This is a genomic window from Edaphobacter bradus (assembly GCF_025685645.1).
Classification (GTDB): Bacteria; Acidobacteriota; Terriglobia; order Terriglobales; family Acidobacteriaceae; genus Edaphobacter; species Edaphobacter bradus.
Genome location: NZ_JAGSYF010000004.1, coordinates 72,355 through 89,054, shown reverse-complemented (window position 1 = coordinate 89,054; position 16,700 = coordinate 72,355). Strand labels below are relative to the sequence as shown.

Below are 16,700 nucleotides of genomic sequence, written 5' to 3'. Positions count from 1 at the left end.
GGTCCAGCTCGGCACCAGCTGGCTTTGCCCCCAAGTGAGCCCTAGAACTCAAGCCGCAGAGCGACTTGACCCGTCCGGTTACCCGCATTTTCTGCCGTCTGCGCTTGGTTTAGCACCCCAAACGAGGTCTGGTTGCTTATGTTCGTCGCAGGTGGCGCGTAGTTGGTACGGTTCAACACGTTCGTGAACGTCGATTCGAACCGCAGACGCCAGCTCTCCCTGACTGCAATGAGCTTCGCGAGACCCGCACTGACTGCGATGGTGCCAGGCGCCTCCAGACTCCCGACTCCTGCGTTGCCAACCCGCCCTGCATTAGCCGGCGTGTGTTCAAACGCGTTGAGGTTGAAGTAATTGCTCGACGAACGGTGAGCAGGAATCGGATTGCCGATCCGGTCCGGGCGAACAATCGATCCAGCTGCAGAAGGGTTCGTATTGGTCTGGTCAGCGGTTACGCTATCGGTCGGGGTCAGGTACGGCCCTGTCTCCAACAGCGTGATCGTGTTGACACTCCAACCACCGAGGATACCGCCCACGACAGGCGAAGAGTTCAACCACTGCCGGCCCTTGCCGAAGGGCAGCTCATACGTTCCTGTTACCAGAAAGCGCTGACGCCGCGTTCCAACGACATTGCCGCGGTTTGCGTTGATGTCGAAGCGATTCAGATCCGCAAGTCCGTAGCGGGTTTCGCCCTGGAATGCAGTGGGTGCATCGCCCTGTGCGTCGCTGATGTTATGCGTCCAGGCGTAGTTCGCCTTATAAGACAGGCCCCGGGCCATTCTGTGCGTTGCCTCGAGTTCCATTCCCTGGTAGTTCTGTTTGCCCAGGTTATAGGTCGAATAGATGACGCCCCAGTTCTGGAACGGCACTGGATTTGGAGTGCTGGAAGTAGTGGGCTTCGCCTGGTTCAGGTTTACGCTCACGTTGAGGCGGTAGGAGTTCATCCCGATGTAACTCATCCGGACGGAGGTATTGGAGGTAAGCTCCCGTTCGACAGTGAGGTTCCACTGTGCCGATTGAGCATCGCGGTAGTGCGGATCGACGCCTTGTTCGAACAGTCCACCGCCAAACTGCAGTCCGGCACCTGGCGGGGTAACATGTGGGAACGTGAAGAGCGGCGTGCCTCCGTTGTTGTTCTGCCAGTTGTAAACAGAGGCCTGCGGAGTGCTCTCCATATTGTTCTGAAGCTGTCCGAGCGCGGTGACCGTAAAGATGCCAAACCCAGCACGGACGACTGTCTTGTTGTCCTTGAACGGACGGTATGCAACGCTGACCCGCGGATCGAAGTTGCGAAGATAGCGCTGCCGAAGACCCGCCGGCAGTCCTGCCTGGCTGTTAGTCACCACTGGAGTACAAGTAGCGGGATTGTAGTTCGGATTGACCGCTCCGAGACCACAGGCATTGAACGAAGCAAGGAAGGCTTGGGCTGGCTTGAGGCCGAAATTGCCAATGATGATTGCACCCTGCCCGTTCGCACCGGGCCCCTGGTAGTTCGGGTCGAAGTTAGCCGAGATGTTGTTCTTGTCGACAAAGGGAGAGAGCAGTTCCCAGCGCAGACCGAAGTTGAGCGTAAGACGGTCATTGACTTGCCATTGATCCTGGCCATAGATCCCGGTCTGAACGCCGCTGGCATCGTCTTTCGGACCCGTCACGGCAAAGTAGGCGGTGTTCGGCGCGCCGATCAGGAGGTCGCCGAAGGCGTTTCCAGTGAAGATGCCTTGATTGAAAGTGAATAGGCCGTAGTCGTCGGAAGGCGTCTCGATCTCAGGCACGACAAAGCGTACCCAGCGGACATCCACTCCAGCACGAATAGTGTGCCTACCCCGGCTGTACGTGACGTTGTCCGCAATCTGCTTGGTAAAAGACTGCGTGGGGCCGACGTGGTCTCTACCAATGGATTGGAAGCCTGTTCCATCAGAGAAGTTGATGCTGGGGAAGCCTTGATCGGTTGGGTGGTTCGAAACGTCAACACCCTGATCGCCACCTACCTGAAGATTCAACCCCTGGAGAGCTGCAGCACCTACGATCGGGAAGTTTGGGGCGAGGGTCGTATCCGTGTAGCCAAAGCGAAACTCATTCAGCAGCCGGTTGCTGATCACATAGTTATGGGAGATCAGGAAGCTGCGGTCATGCTCAGTGTCCACGTCATTGGGCAGCAACGGGTTGACCACATTCACCAACAGGTTCTTCCGGTTGAAGCGCGCATACACCTGCTGCTTCGAGTTAATGACCTGATCGATGCGGGCATCGAAGCCGTCTGTGTTCGATGGAATAGGAACGAGCGTCTGGTAATTAGGTTGGCCAACCGGCACATTGGGCAGATTGGGCAGCGGGTAATATTTATTCAGCAGCGCGGTAGCGAAGGGGTTGATTCTCGACTGCGGAATTACCGGACCTCCCATATCTCTGAGATCTCCCATCCTGTCCAGGACGCTCGGCACCGCATACTGCTGCGCCTGCGCGGTCCGTCTCCGGTTGCCCTCATAGTCGAAGAAGAAGAACGTCTTGTCGTGCCCGTTGTAAAAGTGCGGAATCAACAACGGGCCGCCGATACTGCCGCCAAAGGTGTTGAAGCGCTTTGGGGCCTTCTGTGCGAAGTTATATACGTGAGCATCGAGCGCGTCGTTCTGGAGATACTCGAAGAGGCTCCCATGAAACGTGTTCGTTCCACCCTTGGTCGTGAATGTCACGTCTCCTACCTGCGAGAACTCAGCATTATTGTTGTAGGCAGTGACCTTGAGCTCTGCAATTCCTTCGGACGACGGGTAAGGGTTGGCTCCCGCAGCAGCGTTGAAGACATTCGCCGTCGAGATGCCATCGACCGAAAACCCGACCATGTTCGACGTTGCGCCGCCCACGGCGACATTTCCCTGGCTGTCCTGCTGCACATTAGCAGACGTTGCCAGTGCTGCCAGAGGGCTAGTGCTCGAGGCGCGGAAGTTAAGCGGCAGCTGACCGATCTCCGCGGTGCCTTTCGAATCGCCGAGCACTGCATTTTCGGTGTTGATCTGATTTGCAGAAGAGGTCACCTCCACAGTGGAAGACTGTTCGGCAATTTTCATCGAGAGTGTGTACCGAAGGTCCTGCCTGGAGGCCAAGGTGATGCCGGAGATCACCGTATCAGCAAATCCGTCGTGCTGCGCCTGGATGGTGTATCTGCTAGCAAGGATATTCTCAAACGCATAGCTGCCCGTACCATCCGTCTTCACCACACGGTCAGTATTTTCATCAATGCTGTGCAGCGTAATCTGCGTATCTGGGATTCCAGCGCCAGAGATATCCTGGGCGGTTCCTCGTATGCTCCCGAACGTAGACTGTGCCGCCGAACGAGCGGGGCTCATGCAAAGCAGTCCGAACGCGACAACAAACCCGCCTAGTAGGCGACGCTTCTGAGCTGCTCGTGAACGAGGCGTCAGAGAGTGCTCTCTGTTTCTTTCACGCGATACCGCAGTCTGCTGCTCAAGCAAAAGTACTGCCTCCAAATGCAAGCACATCAAAGAATGCGAAGCTACTTCTGAAACGGGACGTATGGATCCTCTGGGAGAGGCCATGAGTGTTCTCCTATCTGCCATGACAACTGGCTACACATCTCATGAAAGAGCGCCTCCCGTAACTACGGCATAACTGAGAACATGACTTTTACGGTTTGCTTACAACTTTTTGATTTCAGAACGAACACCGAGAGGAAGCCTCAAGAAATTAGCAGTATCCTGATCTTTAGAGATGAAGTACACGCAAGTAGCCAAGCGCCTGCTGCGAGCCGCGGGAATCGTCCCCATCGTCCCATTGCTAACCGGCGTCGTCTACCTGGGCCACGGCAAGGCATTGACCGCAGGTCTCGTCGAACTTGTTCTCGTGATGCTGATTGCGTTCCTGTGCGGATTTCCTGAAGCGGCTGTCGCATCAGTATTGGCGGTCGCTTGTCTGGACTACTTCTACATGGCGCCGATCTTCTCTCTTTACGAGCGGGACCCTCAGGACTGGATCTCGTCAGGGATATTTGTGGTTATCGCCGTGACGGCTGGCCACTTTGCGGATCGCATCAAGCGAAAAGCTGCACAGACCGAGAGCGAGCGAACGAAATTGGAGAGGCTTTACCTTACGAGCCGGGACATCATCATGTTGGACCGACGCAAGGAAGTCGGCGCACAGCTTACGAGTCTGATCGCAGACACCTTTAAGGTTGATGCTGTGGCCCTGTGGGACGCACGCGAAGTGCGAATGGACAAGGCGGGGAAAGATATCGTCCCAGATGACGAAGTTCGCGCCACCTATTTCAATGAACTTCATGAGAACGACTTAGATGCTTGCAAATTCAAGCGGGTGTTGAGACTTGGGACCAGACCTGTCGGTGCGCTTTACATCGCAGGCTCGTCTCAGGAACGCCAACTCGATCCGCGATCTGTGGACGCGATTGCATCGCTTTCGGCGATCGCCCTGGAAAGAGCGCATTCCTTTATAGCGGAGAGTAACGCTGAAGCCGCAAAGCGGAGCGAGCAGCTCCGATCCGCTGTTCTCGACGGACTGGCCCACGCGTTCAAAACGCCGTTGGCAACGATCCAGAGCGCAAGCTCGGGATTGTTGGAGATCAACAGGCTTGAATGCCCGGAGAGAGAACTTTTGTCTCTCATCGATGAACAGGCAACACGCCTGGCTAGGCTGACCACCCAGGTGCTGCAGACTGCAAAATTGGATGAGGGACATTTAGAGGTGGATCACGAGAGGATCTGCCTGGGTCAACTGTTCCGGTTCTGTAGAAAGGAAACCGCTCCAGCTTTGACGGAGCATTTTTTGGATCTCATCGACGAGACGTCGGGGAGCGATGTGTGGGCGGATGCCCATTTGCTCCAAATGGCCATTCTCCAGATGCTTGACAACGCTGCGAAATATGCAAGCCCCTCATCGCCAATAACGTTTCGTGTGACGTCAACGGACTCTGAGATCTTATTCTGCGTAAAGAACGAAGGATCCTTTATTGCCCCTGAAGAGAGGTTGCGGATCTTTCAGCGTTTTTATCGATCCCCAGGATCTCAACATAAAGCATCCGGAACGGGCATCGGTCTGTCTGTGACTAAACGAATTGCTGAAGCCCACCGCGGCAGAGTGTGGGTTGAAAGTGATCCGGAGACAGGCACGACGTTCTTTTTTGCTCTGCCGCATATTTGCAAGGAGGCCTGAGGTGGTCGATTCACAAGGAAGATTACTGATTGTAGAAGACGACTCCGCGCTGCGACGCAGTCTACGCACTACCCTCGATGTTCTCGGATTCGATGTAGCTGAGGCGAGCACCGGAGAGGATGCCCTCGTACGTCTGCGCATGGTTGATTATGAGGCCGTACTCCTCGACATCAATATGCCGGGAATCGGGGGCATCGAGACCTGCCGGCGCATCCGGCGCAGCTTCACAAGGCTACCGATTCTTATGCTGTCTGTCCGCGATGGCGAAGATGACAAGGTTGAGGCATTGGAGGTTGGCGCTGACGACTACGTGACCAAGCCATTTCAGACACGCGAGTTGACAGCCAGAATCCGTGCCGCTATTCGCCGATTTCGGGCACCTGAGATACCGGCAGAGATGGCAATCATCAACGGAACAATCATGCTCGATCCTGTTCGACGGCGTGTCGAACGAGCCGGAGTTGAGGTACACCTGACGCCGCGCGAGTTCGATGCTCTTCAGCTTCTGATGACACACGCGGGCCGTCCGGTTACACATGCTCGATTACTTGCTGCCTTGCGTGGCCCCGGCTCCGGAAACGACCGCGCGTATTTGCGCGTTCTCATCGGTCAGCTCCGTAAGAAACTCGAAGACAATGCCGCGGACCCAATGTATCTCCTGACAGACAGCCATATCGGATACCGCTTTCGCGAGCCATAGCCCATGCCTTCCCCAGCGAAGTTAGGGAGTAGGAGTAGCCCTTCCCGTCACCACTGCATTCCCCTTCTGACGGGATCGTTGCTCGCGCGGACTAGTCTTGGTCGCGTCGAACGTCAGAGAATCGCCTCTCCTCCTCAAGCATCTTGTACTTCGGTAACTCCACCCACCTGCGAAACGATGGCCGGAATATCCAGAAGACGAGAAAACCGACCGCCATTGCGGTAATGATGCCGACGATGATGTTGATCATTGCGTTGTCGCCTCCTTTTAGCCTCCGTCGTAGATGCTTTGAACATACTGGACAAGCAGCCGTCGCTCATCGCTGCTCAAGCGGTTCTTCCATGCAGGCATCGCGCTGCCAGGGATGCCTTGCTCCAGCACTGTCCATGCTCTGTCGTTCGAAGGCTGACGAGCATGGAAGTTGACGGGGGACGGCTTGAGTGCTCCGGCAGCCGCTCCATTGCCATCTCCATGGCTCCCATGACAGCTCACACAATTGGCCGCAAAGAGTCTCGAGGCTGCGTCCATTTCCTGCTGTGAAAGCGCAACCTTTGCGACCTTCGCCTGCAATGATTGCACATACGCGGCAACCGCATCGAGATCAGCCTTATCAAGCTGTCTCCACGCCGGCATAGCGGAACCGTAGACACCGTCCCAGAGCACTGTCGCCAGATGGCTGTCAGAGTAGTGCTCTGCGTGCAAATCGATCGGATGCGGCAGTAGACCTGCACAACTGCTCTGGCTGCCATGGAGTGAACGCCGATGGTGCGGGAAGACATCCCTTCCATGCTTGTACTTTGTCGCATCGGGCATTGAACCCATTGCGAAAATGGGAGCATCCGTATCGATGCCGCCGACGGTGATCTGCGGTCTCGTATCGGGAATGCCTGGTGCGGAGTAGCTGGAGCTCATTTCCATCGCCATCCCCTGATCGACCTGCGCACCGCCTTTGTCTCCGGCCAGCTCACGCTCCCGCCCCAGCGATCGCAAATAGGAGACCAGGTCTAGAGCATCCTTGTTCGGCTTCGCAGCAGAGCCGCTGAACATCCACGGGTATCCAGGCATAATCGAGTCAGGGACAGTTGCCCGAGGATTGAAAAGGTGAACATAATGCCAGTCATCTGTGCGAAGTCCATGTTCGCGAGAAAGATCCGGTCCGATACGCCGTGTTCCCCAGAGATGCGGATAGTCGTACTGCGTCTCCCAGGCCGCGGTGGGAGCGCCGAAGCGACGGACATCGGCGGCGATCGCGCGCACTTGTTCGGTATGACAGTAGGCACATCCTTCGCGGCCGTAGATCTGGCGGCCATGCTCTTCGGCAGCCGTCAACCGTTGCATAGAATGTGGAGCGGTCCGATTGATATCCGCCTGAAGCTGTTGTGCGGGAATGATGCCGAGAACAACAAACGAAAAAACGAAGAAGCCAACGCCCGCCACAAATGCAATAACAAACGCATACCCGAGGATGGAGGGGGCACTATGAAGGGCAGCGGGGGGCAGGCTACCCGCGATGGAGGTGGGCGCTGATGCATTCCGCGGCCCGGTTAAAAGACTGATCCAGAAGAGCACAAAGGCTGAGATGATCGGAAGTCCTGACAAGGCGCGAGTAAGCCAGAATGGATACATTGCCCGGACCGAGTCTATCCAGGGAGCGCGGCTGACCCACATTTGGCCTTCAACCAGTCCGGCTGCGGTCAGATCGAACACCATCAGTGCCAGACCGAAGGCGAGGAGCCAATAGGCCCATCCCATCGTTCGCGCGTTGTACCGGACTCCAGGCAGTTTGCTCCAGATATGCGACAGAGCGCCGGCAACGCAGAAGCTCGCAAAGCCGATCATCGCCAAATGCGAGTGGCCAATTACCCAGTCGGAGAAATGAATAAAGCGATTGACCGGCATAAGGGCCTGCATCGATCCCTGCAGACTCACGATCAAGTACGCCACAACGCCGAACCAGATGAAGCGTAACGGAACGTCGGCTCCCACCTTGCCGCTGGAGCCACGCAGTGACAGCAGCAGATTGGTGACAACCAGAATCACGCTAAGTCCAAGGTAAACGGAAGCAATGATTGCGCCTCTCTGCGCGCTCATCGGAATTGCCGAGTAGACATAGTGATGCGTCCCGTTCAGCGGATAGATGAAGAAGAGCAGCCAAAATCCCATCATCGAGACGAAGTGACTGAAGATTGGCCTTCGCGTCACCGCGGGGATCACGCAATACGCCATCGAAAGAGCCAACGGTGTAACAAATAGCCCGACCGCATCGTGAATCCACAATCCGCTGAAGGCAGCGCCCTTCGCTCCCGCCACAAGCTCCGGCACAAGATTGCCGATTGGATAGGCAAGGGTCGTGAACACGAGACCGCCGACGATATACCAACCCGAAACGTAGAGGTCGCCTGCCGGCCCACTCAAAAATGGCTTCACGAACTGCACAAGAATCAGTACAAAGGCAAGGACGACGAACACGTCCACAATAAGCGGGAACTCAGCCCACTCAAGCGGCTGGCTAAACCCCGCGCAAACCAGGATCCATCCCGGCAGCACGGTAACGAGATTCCATAGCCAGAACATGCCCCAGCCTAGCCGGCGGCTCGTGACTGGCTGATTCGTCAGCCGAGGTACAACGTAGTAGCAGAACGCGATGAATGCATTTCCCAGCCAACCGAAGAAGATCCCTTGCGTGTGGTTGTAGCGAAGTCTGCCCCATGTCTCCCATGCGTGGCCCCCCAAAATGTGGGGAAATTGAACTTCGTTGCCACCATAATTCCGAAGAGCGCAGCAATCAGCACAGTGACCATCGCGGCATGCGCGTGCCATCGAATCAAATCGTAGTCAGTGCGCGGCAGCGTTGAGGCCAACGATGGATTACCTGCGGTGCGGACGCCGTCCGTATCCTGTTGTCTATCAGTCACTTTCTGTCTCCTGCTTGCAAGCGTGGAGGCTCCCGAAGCTTGAATGGCGAATTGGACGACTAATACGGCGTGGGCGGCGGATCTTCGGTGCCATGCCAACTGACCAGATAGTTCACAATCTCTTTCTCCTGACCAGGATCGATTGGTGCTCCATAGGACTTCACCATCTTGTGTACTTCCGTCGTCCATACCTTTCGTGGAAAGACCGGCTGGTTCACCACATAGCGGGGTGAATGGCAGATAACGCATTGCGTCGCGAAGACATCGTGTCCCGGTCCAGGTGGCAGATCGGGTTGGTGGTACTCGAGCTCGATCGTCTTCACCGGCTGCATCTCAGTAAGGCGGGAAACCGGGATATCGGGAACGGCCGCGGTAGACGCCGCGTCTCGCTCGCGGCCTGCACGCCCCCAAAGGGCATAGATCAGGATGGCTACGGCGATAATGAATAAAACCCCGAGAACCCGTAGTGTCTGCATTACGACACCACTTCCACATCGAGCGTTTGGATTGTCCTGCGGTGGTATCCGCCATGATTCCACTCGTAGCCAGGCTGTGTCTCTCCGGATGCGTTGGTAGCACGGGACTGCAGGCTGTACCGCCCCCTCTGCGCTGGCTGCCAACTCATCCGCCATCGCCTCCAGGAGTATTTGTCGATTACGCGATCCAGTGCCGCATCGGTCCAGGTCCGTCCGCCGTCTGTTGACACCTCGACGCGCCGGATGCCTGCGCCGTTGTCGACTGCGATGCCCTCGATCTTGACCGTCGCGCCGCTCTTCAACTTCGTGGTTGCTTCTGGCGTGATGATGATTGCACGGGTTGGATAGTCCGTGAGCGGAATCGTCTGCTCGCTCGGATGCTTTGGATCTTCGGAGTGCTCTGGCGCGGCAGGGATGCGGTATCCCGTATCGACCCAGAAATTGTGCAGCGGTTCTGTGCGAACAGTGATTTGGCTGAGCGCCTTGACCCAGTACGTCGCAAACCAGCCCGGCACAACAAGCCGGACAGGAAAGCCATTCAGCATGGGCATTGGCTCGCCATTCATCTCGTAGGCAATAATGGAATCGCCGTTTAGCGCGTAATCGATCGTCAGTGGTTTCTCAAAGTGCGGAGAGGATTCCAGCGGAGGAACATCCAGCCCGCGAAAACTGGCCTCGACTGCTCCGGGCTTGACCTCAGCGGCTTTCAGCACATCCTTCAATCGAGCCCCGACGTAACGAGCGTTTCCCATGGCTCCGTCCGTCCACTGCGCGCCCGGAACCTGCGGCCTGAAGAAACTGCGCGAGTTTCCCGCACACTGACTGAATGCAACCATCGTCACGGGCTCACACTTGGTGCGCAGATCGTCGAACGATAGCTGTAGCGGTCGATTGACAGCGCCAATCACCTGCACCCTGAACGTTCGCAGATCGACGCGCGTCGGTAGTCCAGCATAGTGCCACCTCACAAAATAGGCTTCGTTAGGCGTCAAATCCTGCAGGAAGTAATGCATCGGCGTCTCCAGCAGAGGTGGCCGGTCCGCCAGCATGATCAGGTCACACTTCTCTGGATACCTCGCCCAGGTTCTGGTGTTATGTCGCACTCCATAGTCGTCAGATAGATCGGCATTGATCACAGTCCGCGCCACCGAGCCAGTCTTGCACGCGGCGAGAAACGCGCTGAAGCCAAGCATTCCCGAAGACTGGAGAAACTCCCGCCTTTGGTATTTCGTCTGCGCTCGCATACAACTCCCTCCCGATGTGGGTGACACCCGCGTTGTCACCCACGGAAACAATCATCGGTTTGGGGTACTTGCCCGTCCAGGAAGAGCATCGAATCGCTCCAGTAGACGAACTTCTAGTTCGCCTTCTTGGTGTCCTGCTGGACTTTATACTCCGCTTCCACGCGTGGACGGCGGATGATCGTCAACCCCTCTGAGCCGAGAAGGAAGGTAGTCCCTGTCTCGTCGCGAGTAGCCTTATTGCTCACCAGCTTTACCGTGTCTAGAAGGACAGGGTCTGCGGGATTGGAGGTGTCAACCACTTGATAATCTCGTGGAGTCGTCTGTGCATCCACGTGGCGCTCATTCACCATCAGAAAGCCCGTTTCTCCAAGTGGTTCGGTGTGGCCGGGATATTGCAAACCACTTACGGTCTTGAGCACAGGCTCCCTTGCGTTCCGTAAATCGAGTACGGCCACTCCCAAATTGTTGCGGAAGCGGACTAGCATCGCCGTGCCGCCCAGTGGCCGCACAAAATCGAACGGCCCAGGAACCGTGAGATTGACGACTCTCACCGTCTTTGTCTGCGCGGGATCGGTAACGTCGAGTACAACGAGGTGATCACCGCCGTGCTGTTCGATGTAAAGATATGTGCCGCCGTTAACTCCGGAATGCAGTTGGAAGGCAATTCCAGGCACCTGCGTCGGTTCAGGCAAATCGGCCGGTTTGTCAACGATGATGTCCTTGGAATGCGAGACTATCTCGGCCTTGGCAGTACTCACAACAAGGGCACTGCTCAGGAAGGTAGCTGCGATGGCAATGCTGAAGGTTGCGGATTTCGTATTCATGGCTTTGTCCTTTCAAACGAGTATTCGTGTGAATGGAACACATCTGGCCTAACCGATCCTTTGTCCCAGTGGATAGTCAGCGAGGCGCAGTCATCGGCGTTGATAGTTAACAGTCGTCGAGGGGGGAGGAGTGGGAAGCACGAAGTGGTTGCCCACTTCTCCGTGCCCCATGTCATTTGCGATCATCGACGCCTCCAGCGCTGACGGTTTATCCCAGCGCGGAGTGCGGTCTGACCAGGTTGTCCAAGTGGGGGACAAGACACCCACAAACTGACATTCACGAAGTACAGTACCACTCGCGCACATGATGATATAGCAGGTACGTGTTCAAGGGGAAAGCGCTTGCGTTGCGTGCGTGGCGACCCGAACCTGTCGCCAGCATTGGGGATTCCCCGTTCACCTTCTCAAAGAGGTGAGCGCCACTATATCAGTGGCCTACCCTTTGTCTCGGGAATCCAAATCCAACAAAGCGCAGCCATAACGAACGCGGTTCCAGCTATGGCAAATGCGATGCCAAATCCGTGCCGTTGAGCCATACTCCCAACCGCAAATGGAGCGGCAGCGCTTGCAATACGGCCAGCGTTGTAGGTAAAACCTTGTGCCGTAGCGCGGATTCGGGTTTCGTAGATCTCCGCCGTCACCGCGGCGAACCCGGTGTAATAACCGGTACCGAAGAATGCCACCACCGGACCGAGTGCCATGAGCAACCATGATGTGTGTACCCGCGCGTAGAAAAACATAAGGAGTGCTGCCAATATCAGATAAAGGACGTAGCAGCGCTTGCGCCCAAAAAGGTCGCTCAGAAAACCGAAGCTAACGTAGCCAAGCCACATGCCAACCTGCATACCGATCACCGTACCGGACATAGCATGAGCTGAGAGCCCCACTCCGCCTCGATCGCGAGGCAATGAGAGATAGGCAGGAACCCACAGATTGAAGCCCCACCACGCAAACAGCGTGCAGGCATTCATGAGCGTAACGGCGATGGTGACGGGTCGCAAGTCACGCTGAAAGATGCGGCGAAAGCGGTGCACGGAGCCTTCGCTGGAAACTGCGCTGCGCTTCCATACTTCAGGTTCTTCCACGCCACGGCGCACCAGCAACGTAAAGAAGGCAGGCAGAATTCCTACAAAGAAAACGGCGCGCCAGCCTTTCCACGGCAGGATCAGACCGGCGGCCAGAGCTGCGAGAGCATAGCCAACGGCCCAGGAGCTCTGCATGATTCCAAGCGCCTTGCCACGGTGTTTGTCGGGCCATGTCTCCGATACGAGCGCGGCGCCGCTTGCCCACTCGCCACCCATACCGAGGCCAAGCAGGATACGGAATAGCGCAAGCTGGACCACGTTTTGAGCGAAGCCGCAAGCCGCCGTGAAGACGGCGTAGATGAGTACGCTGCCGATCAGGGCCCGGATGCGGCCGTAGCGGTCTGCAATAACCCCGAAGACCAGGCCGCCCGCTGCCGCGGCGAGCAGGGTGATGGAACCGAGGACACCGGCTGTCAGTTTGCTGAGCCCAAGATCTACGATGAGCGAAGCCAGGACGAGCGCATAAAGCATCACGTCAAAGGAGTCCAGCATCCAGCCGAAAGACGCCGCGGCCAGAGCGCGTCGTGCCTCGGGAGTGGACTGACGCCACCAATCAAAATAGTCTGGCCGCGAGGGTTCGCTCATCTGCGAAGTTTCGCTCATCTGGCGACCTTATCGGCATTCGCGGCCCCGAATCCGCCTCCGCCGGGCGTCTCGATGCGAAGATGATCGCCGGGCTTGAGTTCGAGCCGCACTTTGGCGGGCAGCGTCTCGACGGAGCCGCCGGCATGCAGGACCGTGTTCCGTCCGCAGCCGCCGGATTCGCCGCCTTGCGCTCCGTAGGGGTGACTGGTGCGGCGTTCGCTGAGCAGCGTGATGGACGTTTCGGTCAACATCTCATACTCACGCAGGATGCCTTCTCCTCCGGGATAGCGGCCAGCCCCACCGCTGCCCTGTCGCAGCGAATAGCGGCGGATGCGGACCGGGAGGTAATGTTCGATAGCTTCGATCGGCGTATTGCGCGTGTTGCTCATGTGCGTGTGAACACCGCTCAGACCAGACAGGCCGTTGCGGCCTCCCATACCGCCGCCGATGGTCTCGTAGTAGGCGAAGGGAGAGTCATCGTCCGGCCGCCTTCCTCCCAGCGTGACATTGTTCATAGTTCCCTGGCTGGCTGCGGGAATGATGTGGGGCAGCGCCTGCGCGAGCGCTCCGAGGACAACGTCCGTAATTCGCTGCGAGGTCTCCACATTGCCGCCTGCCACCGCCGCCGGGTGCTCTGCGTTTACGATCATCCCACGGGGAGCGATCACGCGGATAGGACGCGAGATGCCTGAGTTATACAAGACATCCTGCTGGACGAGGCAGCGAAAACAATAGAGCGTTGCCGAAAGAGTAATGGCGAAGTTTGCGTTTATGCCGCCGTTTGTCTGGAGATCGGTTCCGGTGAAGTCTACTTCAGCCTCGTCGCCCTTGATGCGGACTGTGGCGCGAATGCCGATGCGCTGGCGGCTGAAGCCATCGTCGTCCATCACGTCTTCAAAGCTGTATTCGCCGTCAGGAATGGCGGAGATGGTATGACGGAGAATGCGCTCGGCGTAGTCCTGCGTTGCGCGAGCATATCTGCGAACGCGCTCGAGCCCATAACGCGCAACCAGCCCCCGCAGCCGGGTCTCCGCAACCCGGTTCGATGCGATCTGCGCGCTAAGATCGCCTTCGCGCTCGGCGGGCGTCCTCACATTCGCCAGAATCAGCGCCATCACATCCTGGCAGATCTCACCGCGACGCACGAGTTTGATCGGAGGAAGGATGAGTCCCTCTTGGAAGACCTCCTGAGCGAGCGGCATCGAGCCGGCGCTGATGCCACCTACATCGGAATGGTGGGCACGATTAGCAACATAGAACGCCGGGGCCGGCTCTCCCTCGAGAAAGATGGGCTGCACCAGCGTGATGTCGGGAAGGTGGGTGCCGCCCTGGAAGGGATCGTTGAGAATGACGACGTCGCCGGGCTCCATGCTCACGTGCTGGATCGCAGCCTGCACGGAGAGCGGCATGGCGCCCAGATGCACGGGCATGTGATCGCCCTGCGCAATGGTCTGGCCATGCTCATCGTAGATGGCGCAGGAGTAGTCCAACCGCTCCTTGATGTTGGGCGAGAAGCCGGTCCGGCAGAGTGTAATTCCCATCTCCTCCGCGATGGAGAGGAAGATGTTTTTGAAGATCTCGAATTCTATGGGATCAAGAGTCTTTTGAGAGGGCTCACTGCGCTCCGCTGCGGACATCTCAGCGAGCTGATCCTTCCCAGCCGCTACGATGCGTGTGGCAACCAGGGTTCCCACGCCGTCGATCCGGAAACGATAGTGCGGCGTGATGACCACGGTGGACTCCCCGCTCGTAACGATCGCCGGTCCCTGTCCCTCCATGCCGGGGAGCAATGTCTTTCGGTGGTAGATCGCCGTCTCCCACGGGCGGCCTGCAAACCATGCGGAGCGCGTGCTGACTGGCGGTGGCAAGGGTTTGGGGACAGCCTGTGGAGAAGGAAACGTGTGCTTCTGCGTTATGCCGGCGGCGTTGACGCGGACGTTGACCACCTCAGTGATGCGCGAGGTATTTGAATACCCATAGAGCCGCTCGTGTTGACGGCTGAACTCCGCGTTGAAGGCGGGAGTGAGGGGAACGTTGATCTCATAGGACTGCCCCTGATAGCGAATATCCAGCGAGCACTCAATGACGATATTCGGCGGCCCAAAGCCCTCTCCGGCGAGGTCTGCCTGGGCCTGCTGAACCAATGGAGCCAGATACTGCTGCAGATCAGAGAAGCTGATGACGTTGGAGGGCCTCAGGACGGTCTGCGAGTAGTCTCTTCTCACGTCTGCGAGCAGCATGCCAAGCGCCGAGAGGACGCCGCCATGTTCGGGAACAATCACCGTCCCGATAGCAAGCGTGTCTGCAATCTCACAAGCGTGCATGCCTCCTGCCCCGCCGAAGGCCAGCAGCGCGAACTCACGCGGATCGTAGCCGCGCTGGACCGAGACAGCCCGAATCGCACGCTCCATGTTGGCGTTGGCAATCTGGACGATTCCCTCCGCCAGCCGTGTGGGGGTGAGCTGAAGCTTATCTGCGAAGACCCTCGCGCGTTCCGAGGTGCGTTCGACATCAAGCGGCATGCGGCCACCGAGAAAATACATCGGATCGAGACGGCCCAGCAGCAGGTTCGCATCGGTGACGGTAAGCTCGTCTCCCTTGCCGTAACAGACCGGTCCTGGATCGGCGCCCGCACTGCGTGGGCCGACACGCAACGAGCCACCGCTATCCACGTAAGCGATCGAACCCCCACCGGCGCCGACCGAGTGGATGTCGAGCATCGGCAGACGGACGGGAAAGTCTCCTATGGTGGACTCGTTCGTCGTACCCAACTGGCCGTCGATGAGGCTTACATCAGTGGAGGTCCCGCCCATGTCGAAGAGAATCACCCGATCAAAACCGGAGGCGCGAGCAATCGCTTGTGCTCCTATAGCGCCCGCGGCAGGGCCGGAGAGGATGGTGCGCACAGCGGAACTGCGAGCCTGCGCAGCAGAGATGGAGCCGCCGTTCGATTGCATGATGTGCAATCGCGTTCCAGCAAGTCCCTTCTCCAGCGTCGTAAGATAGCGCGACATTGTGGGGGTGACGTAGGCGTTGACCACTGTCGTGCTCCAGCGCTCATACTCGCGATACTCCGGCAGAACGCTATGCGAGGCTGAGACAGCAAAGCCGGCTTGCTCAAGATGACGCGCAACCTGCTGCTCATGGAGCGGATTTGCGTACGAGTGGAGAAGACACACTGCCACACAGTCCACTTTGGCCTGATGTAGCTTTTCGGTCAGATCTTCCAGTTCCTGCGTTTGCAAGGCCTCCAGCACATTGCCGTGACAGTCAAGCCGTTCGGCCAAATCAAAGGTGAGGCCAGGACCTATCATGGGCCGTTTGCCGAGTACCTGGAAGTTATAGAGTTCGTTTCGGGTCTGTCGTCCGATCGCAAGAACATCTTCAAATCCCTTCGTAGTTACCAATGCGACGCGGGCGCCTTTGCGCTCGAGTAGTGCGTTGGTGGCCACGGTCGACCCGTGAATCACCTCGGAGACCGGATCGCTCCCCATCAACTCCCCGATACCAGAGAGGATGGCGCGAGCCGGGTCGTCGGGGGTAGAGCGCACCTTGTGAACCGTAAGTCCGCGGGCATCAAGCCGCACCAGATCGGTAAACGTCCCGCCTGTGTCCACACCAAGTCGAATCATTCGCCGCCTCTACTAACCACTGCTGTTGAAAAAACGCTAAAGGAATGTGTGCGCAGAATACTTG

At 57.6% G+C, this 16,700-nt stretch carries 11 protein-coding genes; 2 read left to right on the top strand and 9 right to left on the bottom strand.

What is annotated here, in order from left to right:
* Positions 1 to 41: 41 nt before the first annotated feature.
* Positions 42 to 3,338 carry a TonB-dependent receptor gene (locus OHL16_RS15370; protein ID WP_263368067.1) on the bottom strand — a complete coding sequence of 1,099 codons (3,297 nt, stop codon included), beginning with the start codon at positions 3,336 to 3,338 and terminating at the stop codon, positions 42 to 44.
* A gap of 382 nt (positions 3,339 to 3,720) precedes the next feature.
* Between OHL16_RS15370 and OHL16_RS15365 the strand changes: the two genes are divergently transcribed.
* Together OHL16_RS15365 and OHL16_RS15360 are read left to right on the top strand one after the other, a co-directional pair.
* The gene (locus tag OHL16_RS15365) at positions 3,721 to 5,175 is read left to right on the top strand and encodes a sensor histidine kinase (RefSeq protein WP_263368066.1); all 1,455 of its coding nucleotides are present in this window, start codon (positions 3,721 to 3,723) and stop codon (positions 5,173 to 5,175) included.
* 1 nt (position 5,176) lies between these two features.
* The gene (locus tag OHL16_RS15360) at positions 5,177 to 5,875 is read left to right on the top strand and encodes a response regulator transcription factor (protein ID WP_263368065.1); all 699 of its coding nucleotides are present in this window, start codon (positions 5,177 to 5,179) and stop codon (positions 5,873 to 5,875) included.
* A gap of 91 nt (positions 5,876 to 5,966) precedes the next feature.
* On the opposite strand, the gene OHL16_RS15355 is transcribed toward OHL16_RS15360, so the two are convergent.
* The 8 genes from OHL16_RS15355 to OHL16_RS15320 all read right to left on the bottom strand — a co-directional run bounded on the left by OHL16_RS15355 (position 5,967) and on the right by OHL16_RS15320 (position 16,636).
* Positions 5,967 to 6,125: a hypothetical protein gene (locus tag OHL16_RS15355; RefSeq protein WP_263368064.1), complete on the bottom strand. Its 159-nt coding sequence runs from the start codon at positions 6,123 to 6,125 to the stop codon at positions 5,967 to 5,969.
* Positions 6,126 to 6,142: 17 nt separating this feature from the next.
* Entirely contained in the window at positions 6,143 to 8,536 is a 2,394-nt protein-coding gene (locus OHL16_RS15350; RefSeq protein ID WP_263368498.1) for a cbb3-type cytochrome c oxidase subunit I, read from the bottom strand.
* Entirely contained in the window at positions 8,488 to 8,790 is a 303-nt protein-coding gene (locus tag OHL16_RS15345; protein WP_263368518.1) for a hypothetical protein, read from the bottom strand. The genes OHL16_RS15350 and OHL16_RS15345 overlap by 49 nt, the downstream gene beginning before the upstream one ends.
* Positions 8,791 to 8,849: 59 nt before the next feature.
* Entirely contained in the window at positions 8,850 to 9,266 is a 417-nt protein-coding gene (locus tag OHL16_RS15340) for a hypothetical protein (protein WP_263368063.1), read from the bottom strand.
* Complete coding sequence (locus OHL16_RS15335) at positions 9,266 to 10,510, bottom strand: molybdopterin-dependent oxidoreductase (RefSeq protein ID WP_263368062.1); 1,245 nt, start codon at positions 10,508 to 10,510, stop codon at positions 9,266 to 9,268. The genes OHL16_RS15340 and OHL16_RS15335 overlap by 1 nt, the downstream gene beginning before the upstream one ends.
* A gap of 113 nt (positions 10,511 to 10,623) precedes the next feature.
* Complete coding sequence (locus tag OHL16_RS15330; RefSeq protein ID WP_263368061.1) at positions 10,624 to 11,334, bottom strand: LVIVD repeat-containing protein; 711 nt, start codon at positions 11,332 to 11,334, stop codon at positions 10,624 to 10,626.
* A gap of 422 nt (positions 11,335 to 11,756) precedes the next feature.
* The gene (locus OHL16_RS15325) at positions 11,757 to 13,022 is read right to left on the bottom strand and encodes an MFS transporter (protein ID WP_263368060.1); all 1,266 of its coding nucleotides are present in this window, start codon (positions 13,020 to 13,022) and stop codon (positions 11,757 to 11,759) included.
* Positions 13,019 to 16,636, bottom strand: coding sequence for a hydantoinase B/oxoprolinase family protein (locus OHL16_RS15320; RefSeq protein WP_263368059.1), 3,618 nt, complete (start codon positions 16,634 to 16,636; stop codon positions 13,019 to 13,021). Before OHL16_RS15320 ends, OHL16_RS15325 begins: the two co-directional genes overlap by 4 nt.
* Positions 16,637 to 16,700 lie beyond the last annotated feature (64 nt).

Bases quoted from the DNA above. Each gene is read 5' to 3' on its own strand.
- OHL16_RS15370 (WP_263368067.1), bottom strand. From the start codon at position 3,338: ATGAGCCCCGCTCGTTCGGCGGCACAGTCTACGTTCGGGAGCATACGA.
- OHL16_RS15365 (WP_263368066.1), top strand. From the start codon at position 3,721: ATGAAGTACACGCAAGTAGCCAAGCGCCTGCTGCGAGCCGCGGGAATC.
- OHL16_RS15355 (WP_263368064.1), bottom strand. From the start codon at position 6,125: ATGATCAACATCATCGTCGGCATCATTACCGCAATGGCGGTCGGTTTT.
- OHL16_RS15340 (WP_263368063.1), bottom strand. From the start codon at position 9,266: ATGCAGACACTACGGGTTCTCGGGGTTTTATTCATTATCGCCGTAGCC.
- OHL16_RS15335 (WP_263368062.1), bottom strand. From the start codon at position 10,510: ATGCGAGCGCAGACGAAATACCAAAGGCGGGAGTTTCTCCAGTCTTCG.
- OHL16_RS15330 (WP_263368061.1), bottom strand. From the start codon at position 11,334: ATGAATACGAAATCCGCAACCTTCAGCATTGCCATCGCAGCTACCTTC.
- OHL16_RS15325 (WP_263368060.1), bottom strand. From the start codon at position 13,022: ATGAGCGAAACTTCGCAGATGAGCGAACCCTCGCGGCCAGACTATTTT.
- OHL16_RS15320 (WP_263368059.1), bottom strand. From the start codon at position 16,636: ATGATTCGACTTGGTGTGGACACAGGCGGGACGTTTACCGATCTGGTG.